Source organism: Haliea alexandrii (assembly GCF_003719295.1).
Classification (GTDB): domain Bacteria; phylum Pseudomonadota; class Gammaproteobacteria; order Pseudomonadales; family Halieaceae; genus Haliea; species Haliea alexandrii.
In genome coordinates this window covers 474,931-499,925 of record NZ_RFLW01000002.1, presented here as the reverse complement: position 1 = coordinate 499,925, position 24,995 = coordinate 474,931, and the positions used below count along the sequence as shown (strand labels likewise).

At 62.8% G+C, this 24,995-nt stretch carries 19 protein-coding genes; 13 read left to right on the top strand and 6 right to left on the bottom strand.

From position 1 onward, the window contains the following. Window positions 1-9 precede the first annotated feature (9 nt). From EGJ68_RS10485 to EGJ68_RS10460, 6 genes are all read left to right on the top strand, one after another. Window positions 10-729 carry a dienelactone hydrolase family protein gene (locus EGJ68_RS10485; RefSeq protein ID WP_123034489.1) on the top strand — a complete coding sequence of 240 codons (720 nt, stop codon included), beginning with the start codon at window positions 10-12 and terminating at the stop codon, window positions 727-729. Between the two features lie 13 nt (window positions 730-742). Then, window positions 743-1,378 carry a maleylacetoacetate isomerase gene (gene maiA / locus EGJ68_RS10480; RefSeq protein ID WP_123034488.1) on the top strand — a complete coding sequence of 212 codons (636 nt, stop codon included), beginning with the start codon at window positions 743-745 and terminating at the stop codon, window positions 1,376-1,378. A gap of 34 nt (window positions 1,379-1,412) precedes the next feature. Beyond that, entirely contained in the window at window positions 1,413-2,924 is a 1,512-nt protein-coding gene (locus EGJ68_RS10475) for an acetyl-CoA acetyltransferase (RefSeq protein WP_123034487.1), read from the top strand. Between the two features lie 170 nt (window positions 2,925-3,094). After that, window positions 3,095-4,303 (top strand): acetyl-CoA C-acetyltransferase, encoded by a 1,209-nt coding sequence (locus EGJ68_RS10470; protein ID WP_123034486.1) that lies wholly within the window; start codon window positions 3,095-3,097, stop codon window positions 4,301-4,303. A gap of 33 nt (window positions 4,304-4,336) precedes the next feature. Further along, window positions 4,337-6,484 carry a 3-hydroxyacyl-CoA dehydrogenase NAD-binding domain-containing protein gene (locus EGJ68_RS10465; protein ID WP_123034485.1) on the top strand — a complete coding sequence of 716 codons (2,148 nt, stop codon included), beginning with the start codon at window positions 4,337-4,339 and terminating at the stop codon, window positions 6,482-6,484. A 36-nt stretch (window positions 6,485-6,520) separates the two neighbouring features. Then, on the top strand, window positions 6,521-7,570 hold the full coding sequence (locus tag EGJ68_RS10460; RefSeq protein ID WP_123034484.1) for a L,D-transpeptidase family protein: 1,050 nt from the start codon (window positions 6,521-6,523) through the stop codon (window positions 7,568-7,570). A gap of 57 nt (window positions 7,571-7,627) precedes the next feature. Here EGJ68_RS10460 and EGJ68_RS18120 read toward each other — a convergent pair whose 3' ends face one another. Next, window positions 7,628-7,888 (bottom strand): Lpp/OprI family alanine-zipper lipoprotein, encoded by a 261-nt coding sequence (locus EGJ68_RS18120; RefSeq protein WP_035527002.1) that lies wholly within the window; start codon window positions 7,886-7,888, stop codon window positions 7,628-7,630. Between the two features lie 203 nt (window positions 7,889-8,091). Here EGJ68_RS18120 and EGJ68_RS10450 point away from each other — a divergent pair, with 203 nt between their 5' ends. Further along, window positions 8,092-8,520: a L,D-transpeptidase family protein gene (locus tag EGJ68_RS10450; RefSeq protein WP_233248764.1), complete on the top strand. Its 429-nt coding sequence runs from the start codon at window positions 8,092-8,094 to the stop codon at window positions 8,518-8,520. A 150-nt stretch (window positions 8,521-8,670) separates the two neighbouring features. Continuing rightward, window positions 8,671-9,366 (top strand): murein L,D-transpeptidase catalytic domain family protein, encoded by a 696-nt coding sequence (locus EGJ68_RS10445; protein ID WP_123034482.1) that lies wholly within the window; start codon window positions 8,671-8,673, stop codon window positions 9,364-9,366. Between the two features lie 37 nt (window positions 9,367-9,403). Here EGJ68_RS10445 and putA read toward each other — a convergent pair whose 3' ends face one another. After that, window positions 9,404-13,165 carry a bifunctional proline dehydrogenase/L-glutamate gamma-semialdehyde dehydrogenase PutA gene (gene putA, locus EGJ68_RS10440; RefSeq protein WP_123034481.1) on the bottom strand — a complete coding sequence of 1,254 codons (3,762 nt, stop codon included), beginning with the start codon at window positions 13,163-13,165 and terminating at the stop codon, window positions 9,404-9,406. A gap of 20 nt (window positions 13,166-13,185) precedes the next feature. Between putA and EGJ68_RS10435 the strand changes: the two genes are divergently transcribed. Further along, complete coding sequence (locus EGJ68_RS10435; RefSeq protein WP_456298011.1) at window positions 13,186-13,788, top strand: winged helix-turn-helix transcriptional regulator; 603 nt, start codon at window positions 13,186-13,188, stop codon at window positions 13,786-13,788. On the opposite strand, the gene EGJ68_RS10430 is transcribed toward EGJ68_RS10435, so the two are convergent. Together EGJ68_RS10430 and pap are read right to left on the bottom strand one after the other, a co-directional pair. After that, window positions 13,780-14,271 (bottom strand): asparaginase domain-containing protein, encoded by a 492-nt coding sequence (locus tag EGJ68_RS10430; protein ID WP_123034480.1) that lies wholly within the window; start codon window positions 14,269-14,271, stop codon window positions 13,780-13,782. The genes EGJ68_RS10435 and EGJ68_RS10430 overlap by 9 nt on opposite strands. A 49-nt stretch (window positions 14,272-14,320) precedes the next feature. Continuing rightward, window positions 14,321-15,751 carry a polyphosphate:AMP phosphotransferase gene (gene pap, locus EGJ68_RS10425; protein WP_123034479.1) on the bottom strand — a complete coding sequence of 477 codons (1,431 nt, stop codon included), beginning with the start codon at window positions 15,749-15,751 and terminating at the stop codon, window positions 14,321-14,323. 212 nt (window positions 15,752-15,963) lie between these two features. On the opposite strand from pap, the gene EGJ68_RS10420 reads away from it, so the two are divergent. Genes EGJ68_RS10420 through EGJ68_RS10410 form a run of 3 tightly spaced genes read left to right on the top strand, consistent with a single transcriptional unit; the run spans window position 15,964 to window position 22,021 of the window. After that, window positions 15,964-16,527 carry a class I SAM-dependent methyltransferase gene (locus tag EGJ68_RS10420; protein WP_332888880.1) on the top strand — a complete coding sequence of 188 codons (564 nt, stop codon included), beginning with the start codon at window positions 15,964-15,966 and terminating at the stop codon, window positions 16,525-16,527. A gap of 17 nt (window positions 16,528-16,544) precedes the next feature. Continuing rightward, window positions 16,545-18,296, top strand: coding sequence for an autotransporter assembly complex protein TamA (locus tag EGJ68_RS10415; protein ID WP_123034477.1), 1,752 nt, complete (start codon window positions 16,545-16,547; stop codon window positions 18,294-18,296). Continuing rightward, window positions 18,293-22,021, top strand: coding sequence for a translocation/assembly module TamB domain-containing protein (locus tag EGJ68_RS10410; protein ID WP_123034476.1), 3,729 nt, complete (start codon window positions 18,293-18,295; stop codon window positions 22,019-22,021). The genes EGJ68_RS10415 and EGJ68_RS10410 overlap by 4 nt, the downstream gene beginning before the upstream one ends. Window positions 22,022-22,024: 3 nt before the next feature. On the opposite strand, the gene EGJ68_RS18505 is transcribed toward EGJ68_RS10410, so the two are convergent. Further along, on the bottom strand, window positions 22,025-22,360 hold the full coding sequence (locus EGJ68_RS18505; protein ID WP_408609911.1) for an OmpA family protein: 336 nt from the start codon (window positions 22,358-22,360) through the stop codon (window positions 22,025-22,027). Window positions 22,361-22,780: 420 nt separating this feature from the next. On the opposite strand from EGJ68_RS18505, the gene EGJ68_RS10400 reads away from it, so the two are divergent. Continuing rightward, window positions 22,781-23,845, top strand: coding sequence for a metal-dependent hydrolase (locus EGJ68_RS10400; protein ID WP_123034474.1), 1,065 nt, complete (start codon window positions 22,781-22,783; stop codon window positions 23,843-23,845). Here the strand turns inward: EGJ68_RS10400 and EGJ68_RS10395 are convergent. Next, window positions 23,813-24,991 (bottom strand): pyridoxal-phosphate-dependent aminotransferase family protein, encoded by a 1,179-nt coding sequence (locus EGJ68_RS10395; RefSeq protein ID WP_123034473.1) that lies wholly within the window; start codon window positions 24,989-24,991, stop codon window positions 23,813-23,815. The two genes, EGJ68_RS10400 and EGJ68_RS10395, sit on opposite strands and share 33 nt — an antisense overlap. Window positions 24,992-24,995: the final 4 nt, after the last annotated feature.

The following is a 24,995-nucleotide window of genomic DNA, read 5'->3' as shown; positions in this document are numbered from 1 at the left end:
GGGAACAGCATGTCCATACAGACCCGTTTGATCGAGTATTCCCATGCCGGTGTCACCTACGAGGGCTTTCTGGCCTGGGACGATAGTGCAACACAGCCCCGCCCCGGCGTTGCGGTGGCTCACACCTGGGCCGGGCGCGGCGCTTTTGAGCAGGACAAGGCTGTGGCACTGGCCGAGGCCGGCTACGTGGGTTTTGCTCTGGATATGTTTGGCCGCGGCGTCTACGGCGAGGGCACTGAGGAGTGCCAGGCCTTGATCGGCCCCCTGTTGGCTGATCGGGCGCTGTTACAGGCACTGGTAAACAAGGCCGTGGCGGTGCTGGGTGAGCAACCTGAAGTCGATGAAACACGCCTGGCCGCGATGGGCTACTGTTTTGGCGGGCTCACCGTGCTGGACCTCGCTCGCAGCGGCGCGGACGTGCGCGGTGTGGTCAGCTTCCACGGGCTGTTTAATGCACCGGAAACCAGTGCCGGGGCCAGTATTAGTGCCAAAGTGCTGTGTCTGCACGGTTACGACGACCCCATGGTGCCACCGGAAAGTGTGCTGGCCCTGGCCGCCGAGCTGACCGCCGCGGGCGCCGATTGGCAGATCCATGCCTATGGCAACACGCTGCATGCCTTCACCAATCCGGCAGCGAACGACCCCGGGTTTGGCGCCGTGTACAACGCCGATGCCGACCGTCGCTCGGCGCAGGCCCTGAACGACTTCCTTGCCGAGGTGCTGGCCTGAGGCCCGCTCGACCATGGCGTCTGTGCGGCTATATGAGTACTGGCGGTCGTCCGCCGCTTTCCGGGTGCGCATTGCGCTGCACCTGAAAGGCGTTGACTACACGGCCATTCCCGTCGACCTGGTAGCAAACGCGCAGTCATCAGACGAGTATCTGCAGCAGAACCCGCAGGGCCTGGTGCCCGCGCTTGCAGCCGGACAAGGGCCGTTGTTGACCCAATCCATCGCCATTCTGGAGTGGTTGGAGGAAACGCGGCCAGAGCCACCCCTGTTGCCGCGAGATCCCGTCGAGCGCTGCCGTGTGCGCGCCATGATGCAGTCCATCGCCTGCGACATTCACCCGCTGAACAACCTGCGTGTGCAGCGGTATCTGGTGGACGAACTGGGCGTTAGTGAAGCGGACAAGCTGGGCTGGTATCACCACTGGATCGCGCAGGGCTTCGGCGCCCTGGAACAGCAGGTCACCGGCGTTCAGTACTGCTTTGGCGAGCGGCTCACGCTGGCTGATGTGTGTCTGGTCCCGCAGATGTACAACGCGCGGCGTTTCCAGCAGGATCTCGCGCCGTACCCGAAGCTGGTCGCTATCGCAGATTACCTTGAACAGTTGCCGGCCTTCGCCGCTGCCGCACCACAGGGCAACGCAGATGCCTGACTCCCCCGACATGCCAAAAGGCTAAAGAGACCACATGAATGACGATCAACCGATACTGATTGCCCAGGCCCAGCATACCTGGCGTGACAGGGACCCGGCACGCAGCCTGGTCGATGCGCTGGAAAGCGTGTCGCGTGCAGCACTCGCGGACGCGGATGCTCCCGGATTGCGCGATGCTATTGATACCGTGGCAACCGTGCCCTTTCTGGCGGCTCAGGTGCCCGACCTGGCCAGCATGCTGCCCCCGCATGCCAGCGATGCGCTGTGCCAGCGTCTCGGTGTTGAGGCCAAAACGTTTGCCGCCGACGTGGGTGGCAACACACCGCAGCTGCTGGTGAATTACTTTGCGGATCGCCTGGTTGCGGGGGAGTCGAAAGCGGTACTTATCAGCGGTGCAGAGCTGATGTACACCTTGTTCGGTGCCCTGTCTTCCGGTGCTGACATCAGTCACTGGCAACAGGGTGGGCGTCACACGTCTGTGCAGCTGGGCGATAACCGCGCTGCCTGCAGCGACAGCGAATGGGCACACGGTCTGGTGGAGCCCATCCGCACGTACCCGCTGTTTGAGAGCGCCTTGCGCCACGCGGCCGGTTTGGATCAGGACGCACACATGCAGCGGCTGGGTGGCCTGGTGAGTCGCATGAGCAAGGTGGCCGCAGCCAACCCGCTGGCATGGCGTCAGGAAGTCCTCTCCGCCGAGGATGCCATCGACACGAGTGGCGGCAATCGCATGATCACCTGGCCCTATACCAAGTGCATGAACGCCATTCTGGCAGTCGATATGGCAGCGGCGGTTGTGATGACGACCGTGGGTGAGGCGCGCCGGCTCAAGGTTGACCCCGCGCGCTGGATCTTTCTGCGCGGTGGGGCGGCCGCCTGCGATATCTGGAACTTCAGTGAGCGCCCCGTGCTCCACGAATCTCCCGCGCTGGCAGCGTGCGCGCGCAGCGCCCTGGAGCAAGCCGGGCTGTCGCTCGCATCCATCGATCTGTTTGATCTCTACAGTTGCTTCCCCTCGGCTGTGCAGGTGGCCTGTAACGCCCTCGGTCTTGCCCTGGATGACCCGCGCGGCGTAACGGTAACGGGTGGCCTGACCCTGTTTGGTGGCCCCGGCAATAACTACTCGCTACACGCGATTGCCGAGGTTGTCGCGCAGCTGCAGGCGGAGAAGGGCTCACACGCCGTGGTCACCGCCAACGGCAATTACCTCACCAAGCATGCGGTTGGCGTTTATTCCCGCGAGGCAGGCACCCAGCCCTGGGCGTTGGTGCGTCCGGACTTGCAGACCACGATAGATGCATCCCCGCGGCTGGAGGTAGACAACGAGCCACGGGGTCGCGGCACGATTGAGGCTTGTGCGGTCGCATTTGACAAGGCGATGCCCAGCCGCGGCATCGTGCTCGGGCGCATGGAGGACGGTCGGCGCTTTCTCGCCAACACCCCGCGGGATGACAGGGCGGCGCTCGAAGCGCTGATGAACCAGGACCCGGTCGGTCTGCAGGGGCAGGTGACACCGGGTGACAAGGTGAATCGGTTCGAATTCTGAGCGTCCCTCTGACTGCGCAGTGTTATCGCCCGGCGGGTTAATCCGCGATTCGCCGGGTGACGTGTCACCTCAGGTCAATTTTTTTAGTAGCTGACGTCATTGCCACCAAGCCAGGCAACTTTCACTATGTGCGCTGACTGAATATGCACAACCCTTAGATGAGGAGTCCCATGACACACACGGCCTATATTTTCGATGCGCTGCGCACACCCCGCAGCAAGGGCAAGACGGGCGGCAGCCTCAATGAAGTCAAACCGGTGGACCTCGGTGCCGGACTGCTGCGTGAGTTGCAGGCCCGTCACGACCTGGATACTGCATATGTGGATGATGTGGTGATGGGCTGCGTGACGCCGGTGGGTGAGCAGGGGTCCGACATCGCGAAAATGATTGTGCAGAACGCCGACTGGGACGAGTCAGTCGCCGGGGTGCAGCTGGACCGGTTCTGTGCGTCAGGCCTGGAGGCGGTGAATATCGCTGCCCAGAAGGTCGCCTCCGGGTGGGAAGACCTGGTGGTTGCCGGCGGCATCGAATGCATGTCCCGTGTGCCCATGGGTAGCAACGGCGGCCCGATGGGCGGCGACCCGGCCTTCAGCCTTAAAAGTGGTTTTGTGCCGCAGGGTATCGGTGCGGATACCATTGCCACCCTCGAGGGGTGGAGCCGTGAGGATGTCGATGCCTTTGCCCTGGAATCGCAGCGCCGTGCTACCCATGCGCGTGACAACGGCTACTTCGATCGTTCCGTGGTGCCGGTGCGGGATCGCAATGGGCTGACCATCCTGGAGCGAGACGACTTTATCAAGCCCAATACCACGCTGGAAGGCCTCGCCGGGCTCAAGGCATCATTTGCGATGCCGGGGCAGATGGGCTTCGACGATGTCATTCTTGCCAAATACACCAAGCTGGACCGGGTGAACCACGTACACACCCCGGGCAACTCGTCAGGCATTGTGGATGGCAGCAGTGCGGTACTTATCGGCAGTGAACGGGCGGGTAAAGACCTCGGGTTGACGCCACGCGGGCGTATCGTGGCAACCGCGGTACTCTCCACCGACCCCATCATCATGCTCACAGGGCCCGGACCTGCTGCGGAGAAGTGCTTGCGCAAGGCAGGGCTGCAGACATCAGATATCGACCTGTGGGAAATCAATGAAGCCTTCGCTTCGGTGGCACTGCGCTACATGAAGGACCTGGGTATTGACCACAGCATTACCAATGTAAACGGCGGCGCGATCGCCATGGGGCATCCTCTGGGTGCGACGGGCGGCATGCTGGTGAGCATCGTGCTGGACGAGCTGGAACGGCGCGGCCTCAAGCGCGGGATGCTGTCGCTCTGCGTGGGCGGTGGCATGGGTATCTCCACCATTATTGAACGTATCTAAGCCCGCGGCGAACAGGAAAAGGATCGAAAGACAATGAGTGTATTCAAATACGAGAAAGATGCTGACGGCATTGTAACAGTCACCATGGACATGACCGGACCGGTCAACGCGATGAACGAAGAGTACCGCGTGGCGATGGATGAGACACTGCAGAAACTGGAAGCGGAAAGCGGGCTGACCGGCGTGGTGATTGCGTCGGCCAAGAAGGTGTTCTTTGCCGGTGGTGACCTCAACGACCTGCTGGCCGCAAAGCCTGGTGACGAGGCCGAGTTCATGGCAGAGGGTGAGCGCGTCAAGTCGGGCTTGCGCCGCCTCGAGCGCCTGCCGGTGCCGGTTGTCGCTGCGATCAATGGCGCAGCACTGGGTGGTGGCTTTGAACTGTCGCTCGCCTGTAACCACCGTGTCGCGTTGAACGACCGCAGCGTGCAGCTGGGTCTGCCCGAGGTGAGCCTGGGCCTGCTGCCGGGCGGGGGCGGTGTGGTGCGTATGGTCAACCTGCTGGGTCTGGAGAAGGCGTTGCCCTACTTGCTGGAAGGTACGCGCATTGACCCGGCGGCGGGGCTGAAAGCGGGCCTGGTGGATGAGCTGGTGGATAGTCGCGAGGCGCTCGTCCCCGCTGCGAAGGCGTGGATAGCCGCACAACAGGACAGTGCAGAGGCCGCGCTGCAGCCCTGGGACCGCAAGGGCTTCCGAATCCCGGGCGGCAACGCCTCCAGCCCGCAAATCGCGCAACTCATTACCCTGGCTCCTGCCATGCTGCGTAAAAAAACCCGTGGCCTGTTGCCGGCTCCTGAGGTGATTCTCGATTGCGCGGTGGAGGCATTGCGTCTGGACTTTGATACGGCGCAGCGGGTGGAGTCACGTGGTTTAACCTATTTGGCAATGACGCCGGTGGCCAAGAACATGATCTCCACGTTCTTCTTTGCCATGAACCGGGTCAACCGTGGCGGTAGCCGGCCGCAGGGCGTGCCCCCCCAGCATATCAAGAAGCTGGGCGTACTGGGCGCAGGCATGATGGGGCAGGGTATCGCCTACGTGGCGGCCATGGCGGGTATCAACGTGGTGCTCAAGGACGTCAGTGAAGATGCCGCCAGCCGCGGCAAGGCGTATAGCGAGCGTCTGCTGGACAAGCGCGTACAGCGCGGCAAGCTCACGGAAGACAAAAAACAGGCAATCCTCGACCTGATATTGCCGACCGTCAGCAATGACGACCTTGCAGGCTGCGACCTGATCGTGGAAGCGGTCTTCGAGAACATGAGCCTGAAACACAAGATTACCCGCGAGCTGGAAGGGCAGCTCGCAGCCGACGGCGTATGGGGGTCTAACACATCGTCCCTGCCGATTACGCAGCTGGCTGAAGCGAGCGCGAACCCGGCCAATTTCATCGGTATCCATTTCTTTTCACCGGTGGATAAAATGCCCCTGGTGGAGATTATCTGCGGGGCTGAAACGAGCGACGAGACACTTGCCAAGGCCTACGATTTTGCACGGCAGATCCGCAAGACGCCGATTGTGGTCAACGACTCGTTGGGCTTTTTCACCTCCCGCACCTTTGGCACCTATCTCGATGAAGGGGTGCGCCTGGTGGCCGAAGGGCTGCATCCGGTGCAGGTGGAGAACATGGGCAAGGCCATCGGTATGCCCGTCGGCCCGCTGGCGGTGTATGACGAAGTCAGCCTGGAATTGACACGCAAGGCACAGGAAACCTGGGCAGAAATGGGCGTGCTGGACAAGTTCAGTGACGGCACCATCACGCGCGGTGTGATCAACACACTTGTGGGTGAGCATGGCCGCGGTGGGCGTCACCACGGCGGAGGCTTCTACGACTACGCGGAAGACGGCAGCAAGACGATTTGGCCCGGTCTGCTGGAGCTCTACTACCAGCCACAAGCGAGCGTGCCGGAAGCGGATATGCGGGATCGTTTGCTGTTTCGTCAGGTTATCGAGGCACTGCGTTGCCTGGAGAGCGGGGTTCTGCGCACCGTGGATGATGGCAATATCGGTTCCATCATGGGCATCGGCGCGCCGCCCTGGACCGGCGGGCTTATCCAGTTCGTCAATACCTACGGGCTGGAGCGTTTCGCGGCGCGCTGTGCGGTGCTGGCTGAGCACTACGGCGAGCGCTTCCTCGCCCCGGCGATCGTGCAGCAGAAACTGGCCGCCGGCGAACACTTCGAGTAGCTCAACCGGCTATTTGCTCCGGGCAGGGCAGCGCGTATGATGCTGCCCTGTTTTGGCTGGATGGCCGGTTTGCTCATGAAGTGCTTTTCTGATTTTCTGCGTGTCTCGGTTGCGGCACTGGTTCTAGGCGGTTTTGCGCAAGCTGGCGTTGCCGCCCCGGAGGCCGCCGCCAGCGGTTTCTACCCGATTCCGGAGCCCGAGGACCACCTGGTGGGTGGCCTGGTCACAACCACGGCAGCCGAAGAAGATACCCTCGTCCTGATTGGCCGGCGCTACCGTACGGGCTACGGTGCCATCCGCGCTGCCAACCCGGGTGTCGATGCCTGGCTGCCAGGCGAGGGGACCCAGGTGTTATTGCCTACCTGGCACATTCTGCCCGAGGCTCCGCGCCAGGGGATTGTTATCAATACAGCAGAGATGCGGCTCTATCATTACGAGCCTGCAGTGGCCGAGCAGCCCGCGCGCGTGGGCGTCTACGCGATCAGTATAGGCCGCGGCGGGCGTGAAACCCCTCTGGCCACGGCGCGTGTGACGCGCAAGGCTCAAAACCCCACCTGGTATCCCACGGAGACGATTCGCAAGGATCGCGCAGAACGTGGTACACCGGTGGCGGCGGTAGTGCCACCGGGGCCGGATAATCCACTGGGCACGCGCGCGCTGTACCTGAACCTCCCCGCGTACCTGATTCACGGCACCAATCGGGAGCTTGGTATCGGTATGCCGGTTACCGCTGGCTGTGTGCGCATGTATCCGGAAGACGTCGAGTACCTCTACGAACAGGTGCCGGTAGGCAGCCAGGTGGAGATTGTCTATCAGCCGGTGAAGGCCGGCTGGATGGGGAATACGCTCTATGTGGAGTCACACAACCCCTTGGGCGACCTGCCGATCACGGTAGACGAGCGTGTACAACAGTTGCGAGCGGCCATAGCGAGAACGCTGGGTGAACGCCGGGATTTTACGGTGGACTGGAGCAAGGTGCGCGTTGCCGCCGAAGCGTCGACGGGTTTGCCTGTACCGGTGGGGCCGATCTGGCTTGAGCACCACAGGCCGGATAAATCGAACGACAGCGATGCCGTGGGTGAATAAGGTTGGGGCTAAAGTAAAACGGCGGGGCCGAAGCCCCGCCGGAAAACGTGCGACAGCTTACTTCTGCATGGACGTCTTGAAGGCGCGGTCGATTTTGCTGTTGGCTTCATCGGCGCTGCGCTTGGCTTCTTCAGCGATGCGCTTGGCGTCAGAGGCAGTGCGCTCTGCGCCGGCTGCAGATTGCTTGGCTTCGTCAGCTGAGCGCTGAGCGGCTTCCGCGATGCTGCGTACTTCGTCGATTTGTGACGAGCTGGCACAGCCTGTGGCCAGTGTCGCGAACGCGGCGATTGCAACAGCCTTGATGAGCGTGGATTTCATGGTAATACTCCTTGAGCAGGGTTGGCCTGTCAGAACTAGGAAGCCACAAAGTGGCGAAACGTGCAAACTTCGAACTCCCGTCTGGGGCCCTTGGTTCGAACGCGCGTAAAATATCACTCCGGGAGCATGGTAAACCAGTGAGCGTAAGAGCGTTATTGGCGTTTTGTGCATTTTTCCTGAATTTTATCTTGCCAGAGGCCGCTTTGGCCTTCAATCCAGCCGTTGATCAGGTGGTTGTGGTCAAATCGGAGCGTGTGCTGTACCTCAAGTCCAGCGGTGAGGTAGTGCGCCATTACCCGGTGGCCCTGGGCCCGGTGCCCTGGGGGCACAAGGAGCGTGAGGGGGATGAGCGCACCCCGGAGGGGCGCTATATTCTGGACTACAAGAACGCCGAGAGTCGCTTCTATAAATCAATTCGCGTGTCTTACCCCAATCAGCGCGACCGGCAACGGGCGCAAGCCCTGGGTGTAGACCCCGGTGGCAATATCATGATCCACGGACAGCCGGAGACACCGCAACCCGGCGCGGAGCTGTTCAACTGGACTGACGGCTGCATTGCCGTCAGCAACGCACATATGGACGAGATCTGGCGGCTGGTGACCGTGGGTACGCCGATCGAGATTCTGCCCTGAAAAGACCTAGCGCAAGGTCCGGCTCGCCATGGCTGCAGCCGCAGTCGTCGGTGTGCGGGAGACGGCTCGGCGGACGTGGGGCAGGACTCGCGCTCTGGTCAGTTTTGGGGCGATGCGGTAAGCTGCAGCGTTAATTGAGGGATAAGCACAATGTTGGGGCGCGCCAGTTGTGTGTTCGTCATTGCCGCCGGGCTGTGCCTCGGCGCCTCCCTGCCGGCCGCCGCGGCGGGTGGCACGGAGCTGGTGCGGGCCCTGACCGCCGTCGCTCCCACCCTCGACCGCACCGTGCTACGCCGCGCCGTTGCGGCAATGAACTGTGCCCTCGATCGTGGACTGGAGCGCGCAGAGCGCCTGGCCATTATCGATTTCTCCCTGCCCTCCAGTGAGCAGCGGTTGTGGATTTTCGACCTGTCCCAGCGCGAGCTGCTACTCAATGAGCTGGTGGCTCACGGGCAGGGCTCCGGGCAGAACGTGGCCTCCCGTTTCTCCAACGTATCTGGCAGTCACCAGTCAAGTATCGGGCTGTTTCGCACCAGTGAGAGCTACCGGGGCCGCCACGGCTATTCCCTGCGTATGGATGGCCTTGAAGCCGGCATCAATGATTTGGCGCGGGAGCGGGCTATCGTGATTCACGGCGCGGACTATGTGGATCCGCAGTGGATAGACCGACAGGGCCGAATCGGGCGCAGCCAGGGTTGCCCCGCGGTCCGTCAGGAGGTCGCCAGCACCGTTGTCGATACCCTCAAGGACGGCCAATTCCTGTTTTCCTGGTACCCGGATCCCGACTGGCTGGCCAACTCGGACTTTCTCAATTGTCCGGCAGGGGGGCTCGCCAGCCTCGACTAAGCCTGGAGAGTGCTTCGCAGCCGGTGCTGGCGTTCGCTCAGCTGGCCATGGTCATGAGCGACGCATTGCCACCCGCGGCCGTGGTGTCAATACTCACCGATTTCTCCCACAGCGTTTGCTTGAGCAGGGTTTCAGGTGCAACACAGCTGATCAGCGGCAGTACAGGGCCTTCCCGTGTTGCGAGTGCCCGCGCCGCAGCCCGCAGATAGCGGCTGCGCGCGTGTACCATCGCGCCGTGGATGCCGTCTTGCTTGAGCAGGGTGTCTGTACTCTCCAGCGGCAGCACCTGGAACAGCCCCGCGGGCAGGCCCGCGGCATGCAGGCCGGCCATGAGTGCCTGCCATTCATCCACCAGCTCAGGCGCGGCCATACCGATAACCCCGTTCCCTGTGGCCAGGGCCGAGACGGTCGCCATCAGGTACTCGCCCTGATGTTCCCGGGTGTCCAGAAGCAACAGCAGGGTGCCGCGTGGTTCGTGCTGTAGCTGATTGGACTCACCGGTCGGCCCGGGCAGTTGTTGTGATGATGCCAGCAGGGTAGCCGCGTTGTGCAGTTGTTCCCGCGCGGCGCCCAGCGTTTCTTCAAGGATGGCCGGGTTGTCATCAGGGCGGCTTGCATAGGATGCCAGGAAGCGTCGCAACACCGATACCCGATCACTGACCGGGCGACACGCCCAGCCCGGGGTGGCCTTGCACGCAGCGACAAGTGCCTCAGCCGTTGCCGGGAGTTCGCTACCGGCGGTCGGCAGCGCGAGTTGGCCCGCGGCGTTTTCTGCTTCTTCGCCGGTGGTCACCAGCCGCGACAGATACTGCGGACCGCCGGCTTTTGGGCCGGTGCCGGACAGTCCACGCCCACCGAAGGGCTGTACGCCCACAATGGCACCGATCATGTTGCGGTTGACGTAGATGTTGCCCGCCTGCACGCGCTCAGCCGCGCGTTGGCAGGCCTCCTCAATCCGGCTATGAATGCCGAAAGTGAGGCCGAAACCGGTTGCGTTGATCTGCGCTATCACCTCGTCAAAGGCCTCCGCACGATAGCGGATCACATGCACGATGGGGCCGAATACCTCGCGTTCCAGCAGCGATACATTGCTGATCTCATAGAGGTGGGGTGGAAAAAACGTGGCTGCATGCCCCGCCGGACGCTCGCCGGCGTAAAGCAGACGCCCGGTCGCCTCCAGGTAGCGCACGTGGTCGTCAAGTGCCTGCTGCGCACGCTCATCAATGACCGGTCCGATGTCGGTTGCGAGTTCAGCGGGGTCCCCCAGGCGTAACTCCTGCATGGCGCCGATGATCATGTCGATCACTTTGTCGGCAATGTCCTCTTGCAGGAACAGCACGCGCAGGGCGGAGCAGCGCTGCCCCGCACTCTGAAAGCCAGACGTCACCACATCGCGCACAACCTGCTCGGGCAGTGCGGTGGAGTCGACGATCATACAGTTCTGGCCGCCGGTTTCGGCAATCAGGGGCACCGGAGCATCGCTGCGCTCGGCCAACTTGCGCGCGAGCCAGTTGCCCGTGGTGGTGGAACCCGTGAACATGACAGTTTTTACTCGCAGGTCGGGGACCAGCTGCTCCCCTACGGCGCGCCCTTCGGCGATCAGCAAGGCGATGGCACCCTCGGGAAAGCCGCACGCCGCCATCAAATCCACAGTGCGCCGGGCAATCAGGCTGGTTTGCTCTGCGGGTTTGGCAACGACCGTGTTGCCCGCCGCCAGCGCGGCACTGACCTGGCCGATGAAAATCGCCAGGGGGAAATTCCAGGGGCTGATACAAAGCACCACGCCGCGCGGCTGTAAGCCGTGTTCGGCAAAGCCGGCCTCCACGGCGCGCGCGGCGTAGTAACGCAGAAAATCCACGGCTTCGCGCACTTCCGCGACACCATCGCGCAGTGTTTTACCCGCTTCCTTGCAGCACAGTGCGATCAGCTCATCGCGGTGGGCCTCCAGGGCGTCTGCCAGCCGCTGCAGGCACTGTGCGCGTTCCTTCACGGGCAGCGCGGACCACTGGGGAAACCCCGCATGGGCGAGCGCCAGCGCGGACTCGATGGTAGCGGCATCGGCCAGTTTGATGTGGCCGATCACCTCGCTGCGGCGCGCGGGGTTGCGCACTTCGCTTACGCTGCCGGTGCCGACGGCCGCGATGGGCAACGAGGCCTCCCAGGACAGCATATTTCTGCGTATCGCCTGCAGGGTGGGGCGGTCATGCAGGTCCACCCCCTGTGCATTGCGGCGTTCCTCACCGTACAGATCGGGTGGCAGGGGAATCAACGGGTTGCGTTTCTGCTGCCAGCCGCGGGCGGCCTCAACCGGGTCTTCCAGCAGGTTTGCCACTGGAATGTCCTCATCCACGATATTGTTGACGAAGGAGCTGTTGGCGCCATTTTCCAGCAGCCGGCGCACCAAGTAGGCGAGCAGATCGGCGTGTACGCCGACCGGCGCATACACCCGGCAGGGCACCTTTTCGGCATCGACAATCTGGTTGTAGAGTGTTTCGCCCATGCCGTGTAGACGCTGGAATTCGTAACCGCTGCGGTCGCTGTCCATCTCCAGGATAGTGGCCGCGGTGTAGGCGTTGTGTGTGGCAAATTGTGGGTAGAGGCTGTCGCGATAGGCGAGCAATCGCGCCGCGCAGGCCTGGTAGGAGACGTCGGTCGCGGCCTTGCGTGTGAACACTGGATAATCTTCCAGCCCTTCCACCTGTGCCAGCTTGATTTCCGTGTCCCAGTAGGCGCCCTTGACCAGGCGTACCATCAAGCGCCGCTGGCAGCGCAGGGAAAGTTCCCGCAGCCAGTCGATTACCAGCAGGCTGCGCTTCTGGTAGGCCTGCACGGCCACCCCGAATCCCTGCCAGTCGCCCAGCTCCGGGTCGCTGGCTACGGCCTCGATGACGTCCAGGGACAGCATCAGCCGGTCGGCTTCTTCAGCGTCCACGGTGAAGCCGATGTCGAAGGATTTCGCCGCCAGTGCCAGCGCTTTCAGGCGTGGCACCAGCTCCGTCATAACCCGTTCGCGCTGGGCGAATTCGTAACGTGGGTGAATGGCAGACAGCTTCACCGAGATGCCGGGGCTGTGCTCCGGGCCGCGGCCGTTGGCAGCGCGGCCGATGGCCTCGATCGCGTTGCGATAGCTGTCGTAGTAGCGCTGGGCATCGGTTGCGGTGCGGGCCGCTTCGCCCAACATGTCGTAGGAGTAGCGATAGCCCCGGCGTTCCGCCTCCCGCGCCCGTTCCAGCGCTTGTTCTATCGTGGTGCCCATCACAAACTGGGTGCCCATGATCTGCATGGCATAGCGCACCGAGGCGCGAATAACCGGCTCCCCCAGGCGCCCCATGGTTTTCTTCAACAGGCCGAACTGGCGCGGGTTGTCTTCGTCGTTGTAGTTCACCACCTTGCCGGTCAGGAGCAGCCCCCAGGCAGAGGCGTTGACGAACAGCGACTCGCTGTTGCCGAGGTGGGAGCTCCAGTCACCATCGGCGAGCTTGTCGCGTATCAACCTGTCCATGGTGAGGTGGTCCGGTACGCGCAGGAGTGCCTCGGCGAGGCACATCAGCACCACGCCTTCCTCCGTCGATAGCGCAAACTCCTGTAGCAGGGCATCCACGCCCCCTTTGCCCACCTGCGCTTCGCGAATATTCACCACCAGCTGCCGCGCCCGCTCCCAGGCGCGGCTGCGAGCGGCCTGGCTCAGGGTGGCGACAGGCAGCAATTGTTCCAGTACCCGCGCCTCATCGTCGCGGTGGGTGGCTTCCATGGCCTGGCGCAGCGCGTCAGTGGAATCGAGTCGGCAGTCGTGCAGCATGGCGCGGGCTCTCGGGCAGCATGAAAGTGAGAATTGTAGTCAGTGGGCGGCAGAATGAGCTGTTTTTTTTGCACGTGCTTTTGAACAATATTCTGCTAAATTCTCATTTTAAAGAATATTATGTGGTCTTGAGTGGCTTTGAGGACGAGAGTTGCATGATTTATACCTTGGATAAAACAGATTTACATATCCTCTCTTTCCTGCAAGGCGAGGGGCGCATGTCCAATGTGGAGTTGGCCCGCCGGGTCAATCTCAGCCCCAGCCCCTGTCTTGAGCGGGTGCGGCGGTTGGAGAATGCGGGTTTTATAGAAGGGTACAGCGCTCGCCTCGACGCCGCGGCGCTGGGGTTCGGCACCAGCGCCTTCATTCAGGTAACGCTGGATCGCACAACGGCGGAGGTGTTTGATCGCTTTCGGGACGCCGTAATCCTGATTCAGGAGGTGGCGGAGTGCCATATGGTGGCAGGCGGTTTTGATTATCTACTGAAACTGAGGCTCACCAGCATGGATGCCTATCGCGCCGTGCTGGCGCGTATCGTGGACCTGCCCGGTGTCGCACAGACGCATACCTATGTCGTCATTGAAGCGATCAAGCAGGATGCCGGATTGCCCCTCTTACGCTGAAGTGACCGCTTCAAAGCGGTTTGCCGCAACGTTTTTAACCACGTTGTCCGCATCGAATACCTCACCGTTCATGGCAATGTACACGCCGGGTGGCTTGCTCTGCAGTGCCCCGATGGCGCAGCCGATATTGAAGATGGCGTCGGACTGCGCGAATGCCGCCGGCTGCAGCGCGCCGGTGAGCACGATGCACTTGCCGGGAATGGCCTGCAGCGCGCGTGCTGTGGCGACCATGCCGTCGGTGCCGTGGGTGATCAGAACACACTGCTCGGGGCACTGGATTGCGGCGCGGCGGATCAGATCACGGTCAGCGTCTGTCATGTCCAGGCTATCCTTGCGCATGGCCGATTCCACGCTGTAGTCGAACCGGGCTCCCATGCGCTGCAGTAACTCACCGATAACCGGCTCGCCCACCTGGTAGTCACTTTTGGCATCGAAGTAGATCTTGTCGATGGTGCCACCGGTGGTGATGATATGCAGTTTCATGGGCTTGCGTCTCTCGGCCGTGAACGGTGGGGCAGTATAGCGCCGGGGCTCACGGCTGGGTACCGAGTGCCTGTTCCAGCCGGTCACAGAGGGATCGCAGGATCTGCACACGGGCATAACGCTTGTCGTTGGCCGCAACCAGTATCCAGGGTGCGTTCGGGGTGGATGTCAGCGCGAGCATGTCCAGCACGGCGCGCTCATAGTCCTCCCAGCGTTCGCGATTGCGCCAGTCATCCTCGGTAATCTTGTGCTGTTTGTGTGGTGTGGTTTCTCGCTGTCGAAACCGGTGCAGTTGTTCCTCCGGCGAAATGTGCAGCCAGAACTTCAGTACCACGCCGCCGTGCCCGGAAATCTGCGCCTCGAAATCATTGATTTCCTCGTAGGCTCGCTGCCATTCTTCGGTCGTCGCAAACCCCTCCACACGCTCTACCAGCACGCGTCCGTACCAGGAGCGATCAAACAACATGGTGCGACCGCGCCGTTCCAGCGCACGCCAGTAACGCCACAGATAATGCTGGGCGCGCTCTTCGTCCGAGGGCGCGCTGCTTTGCACCACGCGATAGAGGCGAGGGTCCATCGCTGCTGTAACCCGGCGAATAGCGGAGCCCTTGCCGGCTGCGTCCCAGCCTTCGAAAACCGCTACCAGAGAGCGTTGCGCCTCGTGTGCACGCCACGCGAGTGACTGCAGGCGCTGCTGTTGTTCCGCCAGTGAACGACGGTAGGTGGGTTTAGAGAGCCGCAAATCGTTCGGTACCGCTGCCAGTGTTGTCGTCACGTGCGCGGGGGGCGGGCAGGGCGTGCTGGTTGCTCCGCTGCCGCTACGGGCTACCGTGGCGCGCTCCGTCATCATGCGCAGAAGTGTTGCCCCGGCGTCCAGGTCGCGCTGGCGCGGGTCCTCTGCCGTAATCAAGTGCCAGGGCGCCGCCGCGGAACTGCTCTCTGCAAGCACCTGATCAGCCGCGCTCTGAGCGGCCGCGGGGTCCTCAGCCCATTGTGCTGCCGCCGCCGGCAGGTGTTGCAGGCGTAGTCGGTCTGCGGCGAGCCGTTGTTGCTGGGTGTCGCGATTCACATGCAGCCACAATTTCACCAGCAGGGCGCCATCGTTGTACAGCATGTGCTCAAAGCGTTGTATGGTCGCCAGACTCTCACGCTGCTCCGAGGCAGTGAGCGTTCCCGCCGCGCTGTCGTACAAGAGCCGGGTGTACCACGAGCCGAGAAAAACGGTGGTACGCCCCTTGCGCGGCATATGTCGCCAGAAACGCCAGAAATAGGGGCGATCCTCTTCTTCGTCCGAATGTCTCCACGGGGCGCTGGTGTCAATGAATCTCGGGTCCAGCCACTCATTCAGTCGGTGCACCAGTTCGCTCTTGCCGGCACCCGGCAAACCCCCGATCACAACGATCATGGGGTAGTCGCGCTTCCCCAGGTCCAGTTGCGCCTGTAACAGGGCACTCCTGAGCGCTGTTTCCCGGGCCTTCATGGCAGCGCGGGCTGGTTTGATGAAACTCGACAGGTGTTCACGGGGTCTACCTCGGTGCGGGTGCAGTCGAATTCGTTTGTCTTCGGTGCATAGGCTAGCGGAGCATACGCCGGTATAATCATACGCAATTCATGGAGATTAGCAGAATGGGTTTTTACGAGCGGAGAATCCTGCCTCATGTGATCAATTGTGCTTGTGGCAGCAAGCCAATCATGCGCCAACGCGAGAAGGTTGTCCCACTTGCGCGTGGTGAGGTGCTGGAAATCGGCATTGGTACCGGCCTCAATCTGCCGTATTACGACCCGGCGAAGGTGACTCGGCTGATTGGCCTGGATCCCTCGGAAAAGTCCTGGGAACTCGCCGGCAAGCGTGCGGCCGCCTTGCCGTTTACCGTGGAGTTCGTCGGCCTGCCAGGCGAAGCGATTCCACTGGCGGATGAGAGTGTGGACACGGTTGTCGTAACCTTTGCGCTCTGTACCATTCCCGATCCGGTCGCGGCGTTGCGGGGCATGTCGCGCGTGCTGCGGCCCGGCGGAGAGTTACTGTTCTTGGAACACGGTCTCGCCCCGGATGCCGGTGTGCAGCGTTGGCAGAATCGGGTCAACGGTTTCTGGGCCGCCGTGGCCGGGGGCTGCAATCTGAACCGAGATATTCCCGGCCTACTCGCTGCAGGTGGCTTCCAGGTGAGTGAACTGCAGACACAGTATCTGCCGGGTACACCACGCATTGCCGGTTATAATTTCTGGGGCCGTGCCCATCTCGCAGCCAGCGCCTGATTCGGGTAAAGCCCGCTGTGCTGCGACATGCTCGCTTTCTGCTGCTGTGCTGTTGTGTCCTGCCCTGGTCTGCCGTCAGGGCAGACGCGCTCCTCGAATACCGCCTGGAGGGGCTCGACAAAGCACAGCGCGCCAATGTTGAAGCCTGGTTGGGCGCGCTGCCGGAAAGCGAAGCCGCGCGCAGCAATTTCCTCTCCTCGGCCAGGGAGCGTGTGGCGGATAGCTTGAAGGCGCTGGGCTATTACCGTGCCGATGTCGACCTCACAGTCGACAGATCCTCAAGCCCCTGGGAGTTGCTGATTGCCGTGACGCCCGGTCCGCCGGTGATGGTGGAAGCGCTTGATATTCAGGTAATGGGCGACGCGCAGGATGATCCGGCCTTTCAGCGCCTGCTTGCTGCCCCGGGACTTGCCGTGGGCGATATACTGCACCACGGGCACTACGAGTCACTGCGTAATTCGCTGCTGCAGTTAGGGCAGCGCAGAGGATATTTCGATGCGCGATTGTTGCAGCGTTCGGTGGAGGTGGAACCGGGCGCGAACAGCGCACGCGTGCGCTTGCACTACGCCAGTGGCGATCGCTACCGGGTGGGGAAATTGCGCTATGCCGAGGATTTCGTGTCCCCTGAGCTGCTGCAGTCGCTCAGTCACTTCACCTCGGGAGAGCCCTACGACGTTGGCGCCTTACAGACCCTGCAGGCAGAGCTGCAACGTACCGGCTACTTTTCCGGAGTCACCCTGCGCCCGCTGCTGGAGCAGCGCGCTGATGGCAGCGTACCGTTGCAGCTGGACCTGTTTCCCGCCAAACGGCACACCGTGGATGTGGGTATAGGCTACAGCACTGATACCGAGGAGCGCGTATCGGTTACCTGGAAAACACCGCGCATCAACCGCCACGGGCACAGCCAGGAAACCCGCTTCGAGTATTCCCGCATCAACCCCAGTGGGCAATTCACGTACAACATCCCGCTGACTCACCCGCTGGAGGACATGTTGCAGTTGTCGCTGCGCGTGGAACAGAATGAGTACGGCGATCTGGACAGCAACCAGCATGAAGCGCAGGTACGCCGGGAACGACGCTATGGCAGGTGGGTACTGAGTTATCACCTGCGGGCACTGAATGAGCGCTGGGATGCGGCGACCGTAGAGGGCGACGAAGACTATCTGTTGCCGGGTTTCACGGTTTCGCACAAGTCGCGAGAGGGGTCGCCGGTCAATCCCGACCGCGGTTTCAGCCAGTTCTATGAGGTGGAAGCCACCTCGAGTCAGCTCGGTTCCAGTATCGATATGACCCGGCTCTACGCCAACTGGGTGCATGTGATGCCACTCGGCGACCGGGGCCGCCTGGTCAGCCGTGCCGAGGCGGGTGCGGCGCTCATTGGGGAGGGGCAGCGGGACGATCTGGCACCATCGCTGAGCTTTTTCGCCGGTGGCTCACAGAGCCTGCGCGGCTACGGGTATCAATCCATCGGCAATACGGTTCCCGTCATGCTGCGCAATGGTAGTGAGGTAGATTATGTGCTCGGGGCCGATCGCCTGGCGCTGGCCAGCCTCGAGTACCAGTACAGGTTCCTGCCGGACTGGCGTGCCGCCGTATTCGTGGACGGGGGTGACGCCTTCGATGAGGGTGAGTTCGAGGCGGTGATCGGTGCGGGCTTCGGGCTGCATTATCTGACTCCGGTGGGCGCCCTCAAGCTGGAAATCGCCAACAGCGTCAGCGAGGACAACCCGGACTGGCGTTTCCACATCAATATCGGAGCGGAGTTTTGAAGAAGCTGGCGGCGGTACTGAGCGCTGTTCTGTTGACGCTCGTCATCGCGCTGCTGCTGCTGCCGTTCAGTGCCAGCGGCACACGGTTTCTGGTGACCCTGATCCCGGCGAGCTCGCCGCTGCAGGTGACCTACGCAGGAGGGCGCCTGGCCGGTGAATTGCAGCTCGCGAATCTGCGTTTGACACTCGACGGCCTGAAGGTCGAACTCGCGGGTGTACACACGGAGCTGCGTCCCGCCTGCCTGTGGCAGAGTCTGTTCTGTTTTGCCAAGCTGGATATTGATCGTCTGGACGTGGTTGTGGAGCAGCAGGATACGACCGATGCAGCGGCTGCTGAAGCATCCTCCAACGAACCCATGCAGTTCCCGGTGCGCTTGCGAGCACCGGGCGTGCGGATAGCGCAAACCCGCGTGCACTGGCCCGGAGGTGTGTGGCAGCAGGGCGCTTCCGAGCTGGATATTGAGCTGACCCGGGAGGGGGTGTACTTGGGGTCGGCAATCCTGCGCAACGCCGAACTCGCCCTTGAGGCAACAGCGCCCTCAGCGCCTGCAACAGAGCCCTCAGCGCCTGTAGAAGCCCCCTCAGCGCGGGTAGCCCTCAAGCTGCCCGAGCTGCGCTTGCCGCTTATCCTGGCCATCGATGCGCTGACGCTGGAGCAGCCGCGCCTGCGATTGGGCGATGAGGTCACACAGTTCGAAGCCGTGCGTGTCGCCGCGCGCTGGCGTGGAGAACAGCTCGAGATCGAAACACTGGAGCTGGTCCAGGCGGAGCTCGGTCGGTTTGCGGCCAGTGGCCACGTCAACATGACGGGCGACTGGCCGCTGCAGCTGGCCTTGCGCGCCGACCTTACACGGGCGGAGCTGCCAGCTCAGCTCAGCACACGAACGCTGCAGCTCGAGCTGTCCGGCGGTGCGGGTGACCTGCAGCTTGAGCTGTTCTCACCGGGGCAGCCGCGCCTGGCACTTTCCGCTGCAGTCGACCTGCTTGCACCTGAGCTGCCTTTCAACCTCTCGGCTGTGCTCGACGGGGAGGAGCCACTGGGCCTTGCAGAGGTTGAGGGGGTGCCGGCAGCGCTCGCCGAGGCCGCGGTGGTGTGGCCACTGGAACTGGATGTCACAGGTGACCTGGAGGCTCAGGCGCTCACGCTGCGGGCGCAGCTACGTGAGCTGGGCTACGAGTCCCTGGATATCATGCTGTCAGCCCGTCACACCCCCGGCAGCCTTGAGGTCGATACGCTGCAGCTTGACGGGGCGAGTGCCGGCAGCCTCTCTGCATCAGGGGTGCTGGACTACGCCGAGGCAATCGCCTGGCGGGCCATTGTGGAGACGCCCGGCCTGCAGATGCCGCGCTGGAGCGATTACCTGTTCGGCTCTCTGTCGGGCGGTTTCGTCACCAGCGGTCAGCTAGAGGCGCAGAACTGGCGGGTCGAACTTGATGCTGTTGACCTGTCGGGTGATATCAATGGGCTTCCGGCGCTGGTTAAGGGGGAGCTCATACTGGATTCCGCTACGCTGGTGCATAGCGGTGCGCTGCGCGCGCAGGTAAATGGCGCAGAGATCGATATCACTGCAGGCGACGGGAGCGAGGGTGAGGTACACGCTGAGTTGGGTATTGCCGACCTCAGTCGCTGGTCACGTGACGCGGGTGGCAGTGTGCTGTTAAACGCCGACTGGTCGCCGGCGAGCAATCGTCTGGCGCTGCGGGGGAGCGTGCAAGGTGTTTACTGGAACAGCCTCCGCGCAGACCGCGGTGTGCTGGAAGGCAGCATGGACCTGGGCGAGAACCTGGGCGCGAGCCTGCGCGGTGAGGGCCAGTTACGCCTGGACCAGGTGGAATTGGCCGGCGTGGCACTGGAGGGCTTAGGGCTCAAGTTACAAGGTGGGCCCGAGTCCGCAGAGCTTGGCCTCAGCATCACGGGTGAGATAACCGGCCAGCTTGAGGTGGCGGCGACTGCCGTTGACGACGGTTGGCAATTGACGGTGCCGCCGACCGAGTTCGCCACGCCGCTCGGCCCGCTGTCCCTGGGGATACCGATTGAGGCGCGTTTGACGCAAGCCGGTGGCAGCGTCAGCGCGCACTGCTGGTTGTTACCGGAGAGCGAGTTGTGCCTGACGGACATTGCATTGGGCGCCACGGGCGGCTTCACTGGCCAACTGACCGGCGATCTGGCACTGGTTGACGCAGTATTGCCGCAGCAAGTCGAGGCCCGTGGGCCGCTGCAGGCCGAGGTCTCGATTGCCTGGACTCCTGATGCCGCGCTGCAGGGCGAGGCGCAGCTGACCAGCCTGGGGGGCGCAATTACGCAATTCTACCCCGAGGGGGAGTCTGCCTCGTTGACCTGGGAATCCCTTGCCGTCACTGTGGAGCAGGGCGACGATGGCCTTGCCCTGGAAGCCGGCCTGCAACAGGACGGCCGCCAGCGTCTTGCGCTCAATGTGGCGCTGCCGTCACGGCGCGACGGTGCCCTGCAGGGCCTGTTTGCCGTTGACGCCTTGCAGATTGCGGCCTTGCGGCCTTTTCTGCCGCAGTTGACACGCATCGATGGTGAACTGAACGGGCGCATCCAACTTTCAGGTAACCTGCAGAATCCACAGGGGCAGGGCGAGCTGCGGTGGCACAACGGCCTGGTGCGGCTGGAGGCCAACCCCACCGAGATTGACGATATCGATGTGCGTATCGCCCTCGATGGCACCACCGCATCCCTGGCGGGCGGCGCGATGGTGGGTGGTGGGCAACTGGCGTTGAGCGGCGATGCCCAGTTCGGTGCCGAGCCGGCACTGCGCCTGGATATCAAGGGCGACCACCACCGCTTACTGTACCCGCCGAGCACACAACTCGACGTGTCGCCGGACTTGCGTTTGCGCATCACGCCTTCCGGTATCCACGTACGTGGCGAGGTGCGGGTACACGAGGGGCTGCTCGCGTACGAGGAGTTGCCGCCAGGTAGCGTTACGCTTTCTGATGATGTGGTGGAGGTCGACTTTGCCGGTAATCCACTCGAAGCGCACAACCCCTTCGGTCTCGATGCCGATTTGCGGTTGCGCATTGAGGACCGCTTCCGGATACGCGGCAAGGACCTGAACCTCACCGTAGGTGGCGACCTCAATCTGCGCCAGGCACCGGAACGGCCCCTGCAGTTGTTTGGGAATCTCAACATCATCGGCGGGGAGTTTCGCGCCTATGGTCAGCGCCTCTTGGTGCGGCAGGGGCGAATTGCTTTCAGCGGCGCCCCCGAAAACCCGGAGCTGAACCTGCGCGCTGAGCGTGAAATACCGGCGGAGGATGTGCGTGCCGGGGTTACGGTCACCGGCACGCTGGAGCAGCCGGAGCTGACTGTGTATGCGGAACCGGCCATGTCGCAAACCGAAGCGCTGTCGTATCTGTTGCGCGGGCGCGGGCTGGATTCCGGCGCCGGCGCGGACGGCACTGCCATGGCCCTGTCGCTCGGCACCAGCCTGGTGAACCGCAGTGCCCTGGTGGAAGAACTGAACAAGTTACCGGGTTTGCGCAATGTGGAGTTCGGCACAGACGGCTCCGAAGACGACACGGCGGCGACCGTAAGCGGCTATATCGGCGAGCGCATATACCTGTCCTACGGTGTCGGATTATATGAGCCGATCAACGTGCTCACTGCGCGCCTGTACCTGCAGGCGCGCCTGTGGCTGGAGGTGGTCAGTCGACTGGAGAGCTCGGTAGACCTCTATTACAGCTTTGATATCGACTGATCGTCAGGCTTTCGGCAGGATCATCAGTTCCACACGCCGGTTCTGGCTGCGTCCCTGCTCGCTGCTGTTGTCCGCGATCGGCTGATCGTAGCCCATGCCTTGCACCAGCATCCGTGAGCGCTCCACCGCACGTGTTGCCAGGTAATCGGCAACACTGCCGGCACGCCGCTCAGACAGAGTCTGGTTCAGGGCCCGGCTGCCGGTGTTGTCGGTGTGTCCGGTGATGCGCAGGGTGGTATCGGCATATTTCGCGAGTACCTCGCCGACGGAGTTGAGGGCCGGGTAAAAATCGTCGCGCAGGTTGTAAGACCCGGTTTCAAAGGTAATGCTACCGGGCATGATGAGGCGGATATTGTCGCCTTCCCGTGCCACCTGTACACCGGTGCCCTGCAATTGTTCGCGCAGCTTGGCCTCCTGCACATCCATGTAGGCGCCAACCCCGGCACCAACGATGCCGCAGCCCAGGGCCGCGTTGCGCGCGTGTTTCCCCGAGTCGATCGCACCCACCAACGCGCAGACGGCGGCCGCGCCGGCACCATAGGTGGCAGCCTTGCTGGCCTGCTGTTGCCCCGTGTAGGGGTTGGTCGTGCAGGCGCTCAGCAGCACGCTGGCGGTGATGGCGGTAACAAAATTCAGGCGCATGGGGTACTCTCCTCGTCCACTCGGGGCATTGCAGCGTAAACACGCTAGGTCCGACCTGCAAGGATGATAAAAGTTGCAGTGCGGGTCGGTTGCTTACCCAGTTTGAAGAGGAACAGAATGGATCCCTTAACCCAGGGCGCCTTGGGCGCTGCGCTCCCGCAAGCGTTCGCCAACCGGCGTCAGGTCGTCACTGCTGGACTGCTGGGGTTCCTGTCGGGCATGGCGCCGGATCTGGATGTGCTGATTCGCTCTGCCGAAGACCCTCTCCTGTTTCTCGAGTATCACCGCCAGTTCACGCATTCGCTGTTCTTCATTCCGTTTGGCGGCCTCATTTGCGCCCTGGTTCTACACCGGCTGATCGGTCGCCGAGGAGGCCTGTCGCTCGGGCAAAGCTATCTATTCTGTGTACTGGGCTATGCGACCCACGGCCTGCTGGATGCCTGTACGACCTACGGCACCCTGTTGCTCTGGCCCTTTAGCGACCAGCGTTTCGCCTGGAACACCATCTCCATCATCGATCCGCTATTCTCCCTGCCCGTGCTGGCCCTGATCGCTTTTGCGGCACTGCGCCGTCGTGCCGCGCTGGCGCGCGTGGCACTGGTGTGGGTGCTGGTGTACCAGGGCCTTGGCGTTTGGCAACGCGAGCAGGCGGAGGCGCATGGCTGGGCCCTTGCACAGTCGCGCGGCCACGAGCCGCTGCGCCTGGAAGCCAAGCCCAGCTTCGCCAATATTCTGGTGTGGAAGATCGTGTACGAAACAGACAGCCATTTCCATGTGGACGCCGTGCGTACCTGGCCCTCGGTGGTCGATTACCCCGGCGGCAGTATCCCGCGACTGGACGTGGCGCGCGACCTGCCGTGGCTACAGGGCGGCACGCAGCAGCGCAGGGATGTCGAACGTTTCCGCTGGTTCAGCAACGGCTATGTGGCGCTGGACCCGGCAGTGCCCGGGCGTATCATCGATGTGCGTTATTCCATGTTGCCCAATGAGATCAACTCGTTGTGGAGCATTCAGCTGCGACCTCAGGCCACGGCCGACGACCACGTGAGCTACGCCATGCACCGCAGTGGCGGCCGCGAACAAGCCGGTGTGCTGTGGCGCATGTTGCTCGGTGACACGGCCTCTGCTGCCGCCGCCGAGCGCCGAGGGTCAGGCCTGGAGTACGGCGTCGGCGGCGATTAGCGCGGCACCCGTGTCGGTCGCAAGGCCCTGTTGTTGCAGGGCGGTCGACAGGGCGGTCAGGCACAGAATGACGTTGCTGCGGTTGCAGGCCTGACCCATCAGGCCGATGCGCCAGGTCTTTCCGGCAAGGGCGCCGAGGCCGGCACCGATCTCCAGGTTGAAATCCTGCAACAGCGTCTGCCGCAGGCGGGCATCGTCGATACCCTCGGGAATCCGCACCGCGTTCAGCTGCGGCAGCCGATGTTCGGCGGCAACCGCCATCTCCAGGTCCAGGGCGCCGAGCCCCGCGACGAGCGCCTGGTGGTGCAACCGGTGTCGCGCGTGCGCCGCCTCCAGGCCTTCCTCCCGGAGCATCAGCAGGGCTTCATGCAGGGCGTAGAGCACGTTGATCGGCGCCGTGTGGTGATAGGCGCGTTTGCTGCTGCCGCCCCAATAGCCCATCACCAGCTGCATGTCGAGAAACCAGCTCTGTACCTTGTGGCTGCGGTTCTGAATGCGCTCCACGGCGCGCGGGCTGAAGGTCACGGGCGACAGGCCGGGTATGCAGGACAGACACTTCTGGGTGCCCGAGTACACGGCATCGGCTCCCCAGGCATCGACCTGCAGTTCAATACCACCGAGGCCGGTGACGGAATCGACAATACTCAGTGCGCCGTGTTTCCGCGCCAGGGCACAGAGTGCGGCAACATCACTGCGTGCGCCCGTAGATGTCTCGGCGTGCACGAAAGCCAGCAGCGAGGCTTCCGGGTGAGCGGAAAACGCGGCCGCAACCTTGTCTACGCTGACGGGCTGTCCCCAGTCGTCCTCGACCATGATGGCGGTCGCCCCGCAGCGCTCGACGTTTTCCTGCATGCGGCCGCCAAAAACGCCGTTGCGGCAGACGATAACCGTGTCACCGGGCGACACCAGGTTGACGAAACAGGCTTCCATCCCCGCGGAGCCGGGTGCCGAAATCGGCAGTGTCAGCGCGTTGTCTGTTTGAAAGGCGTACTGCAGCAGGCCCTTCACATCGTCCATCAGGTTGACGAAAAGCGGGTCGAGGTGGCCTATCGTGGGCCTGCCCAGGGCTCCCAGCACGCGCGGCGACACGTCGGACGGGCCGGGGCCCATTAGAACCCGATGGGGCGGAAAGAAACTTTGGGTCATGGTG

What these genes read in the sequence shown, in the direction of transcription:
- EGJ68_RS10485 (WP_123034489.1), top strand. Translation starts at nt 10, where the DNA reads ATGTCCATACAGACCCGTTTGATCGAGTATTCCCATGCCGGTGTCACC.
- maiA (WP_123034488.1), top strand. Translation starts at nt 743, where the DNA reads ATGGCGTCTGTGCGGCTATATGAGTACTGGCGGTCGTCCGCCGCTTTC.
- EGJ68_RS10475 (WP_123034487.1), top strand. Translation starts at nt 1,413, where the DNA reads ATGAATGACGATCAACCGATACTGATTGCCCAGGCCCAGCATACCTGG.
- EGJ68_RS10470 (WP_123034486.1), top strand. Translation starts at nt 3,095, where the DNA reads ATGACACACACGGCCTATATTTTCGATGCGCTGCGCACACCCCGCAGC.
- EGJ68_RS10465 (WP_123034485.1), top strand. Translation starts at nt 4,337, where the DNA reads ATGAGTGTATTCAAATACGAGAAAGATGCTGACGGCATTGTAACAGTC.
- EGJ68_RS10460 (WP_123034484.1), top strand. Translation starts at nt 6,521, where the DNA reads ATGATGCTGCCCTGTTTTGGCTGGATGGCCGGTTTGCTCATGAAGTGC.
- EGJ68_RS18120 (WP_035527002.1), bottom strand. Translation starts at nt 7,888, where the DNA reads ATGAAATCCACGCTCATCAAGGCTGTTGCAATCGCCGCGTTCGCGACA.
- EGJ68_RS10445 (WP_123034482.1), top strand. Translation starts at nt 8,671, where the DNA reads ATGTTGGGGCGCGCCAGTTGTGTGTTCGTCATTGCCGCCGGGCTGTGC.
- putA (WP_123034481.1), bottom strand. Translation starts at nt 13,165, where the DNA reads ATGCTGCACGACTGCCGACTCGATTCCACTGACGCGCTGCGCCAGGCC.
- EGJ68_RS10435 (WP_456298011.1), top strand. Translation starts at nt 13,186, where the DNA reads ATGAAAGTGAGAATTGTAGTCAGTGGGCGGCAGAATGAGCTGTTTTTT.
- EGJ68_RS10430 (WP_123034480.1), bottom strand. Translation starts at nt 14,271, where the DNA reads ATGAAACTGCATATCATCACCACCGGTGGCACCATCGACAAGATCTAC.
- pap (WP_123034479.1), bottom strand. Translation starts at nt 15,751, where the DNA reads ATGAAGGCCCGGGAAACAGCGCTCAGGAGTGCCCTGTTACAGGCGCAA.
- EGJ68_RS10420 (WP_332888880.1), top strand. Translation starts at nt 15,964, where the DNA reads ATGCGCCAACGCGAGAAGGTTGTCCCACTTGCGCGTGGTGAGGTGCTG.
- EGJ68_RS18505 (WP_408609911.1), bottom strand. Translation starts at nt 22,360, where the DNA reads ATGCCCGGTAGCATTACCTTTGAAACCGGGTCTTACAACCTGCGCGAC.
- EGJ68_RS10400 (WP_123034474.1), top strand. Translation starts at nt 22,781, where the DNA reads ATGGATCCCTTAACCCAGGGCGCCTTGGGCGCTGCGCTCCCGCAAGCG.
- EGJ68_RS10395 (WP_123034473.1), bottom strand. Translation starts at nt 24,991, where the DNA reads ATGACCCAAAGTTTCTTTCCGCCCCATCGGGTTCTAATGGGCCCCGGC.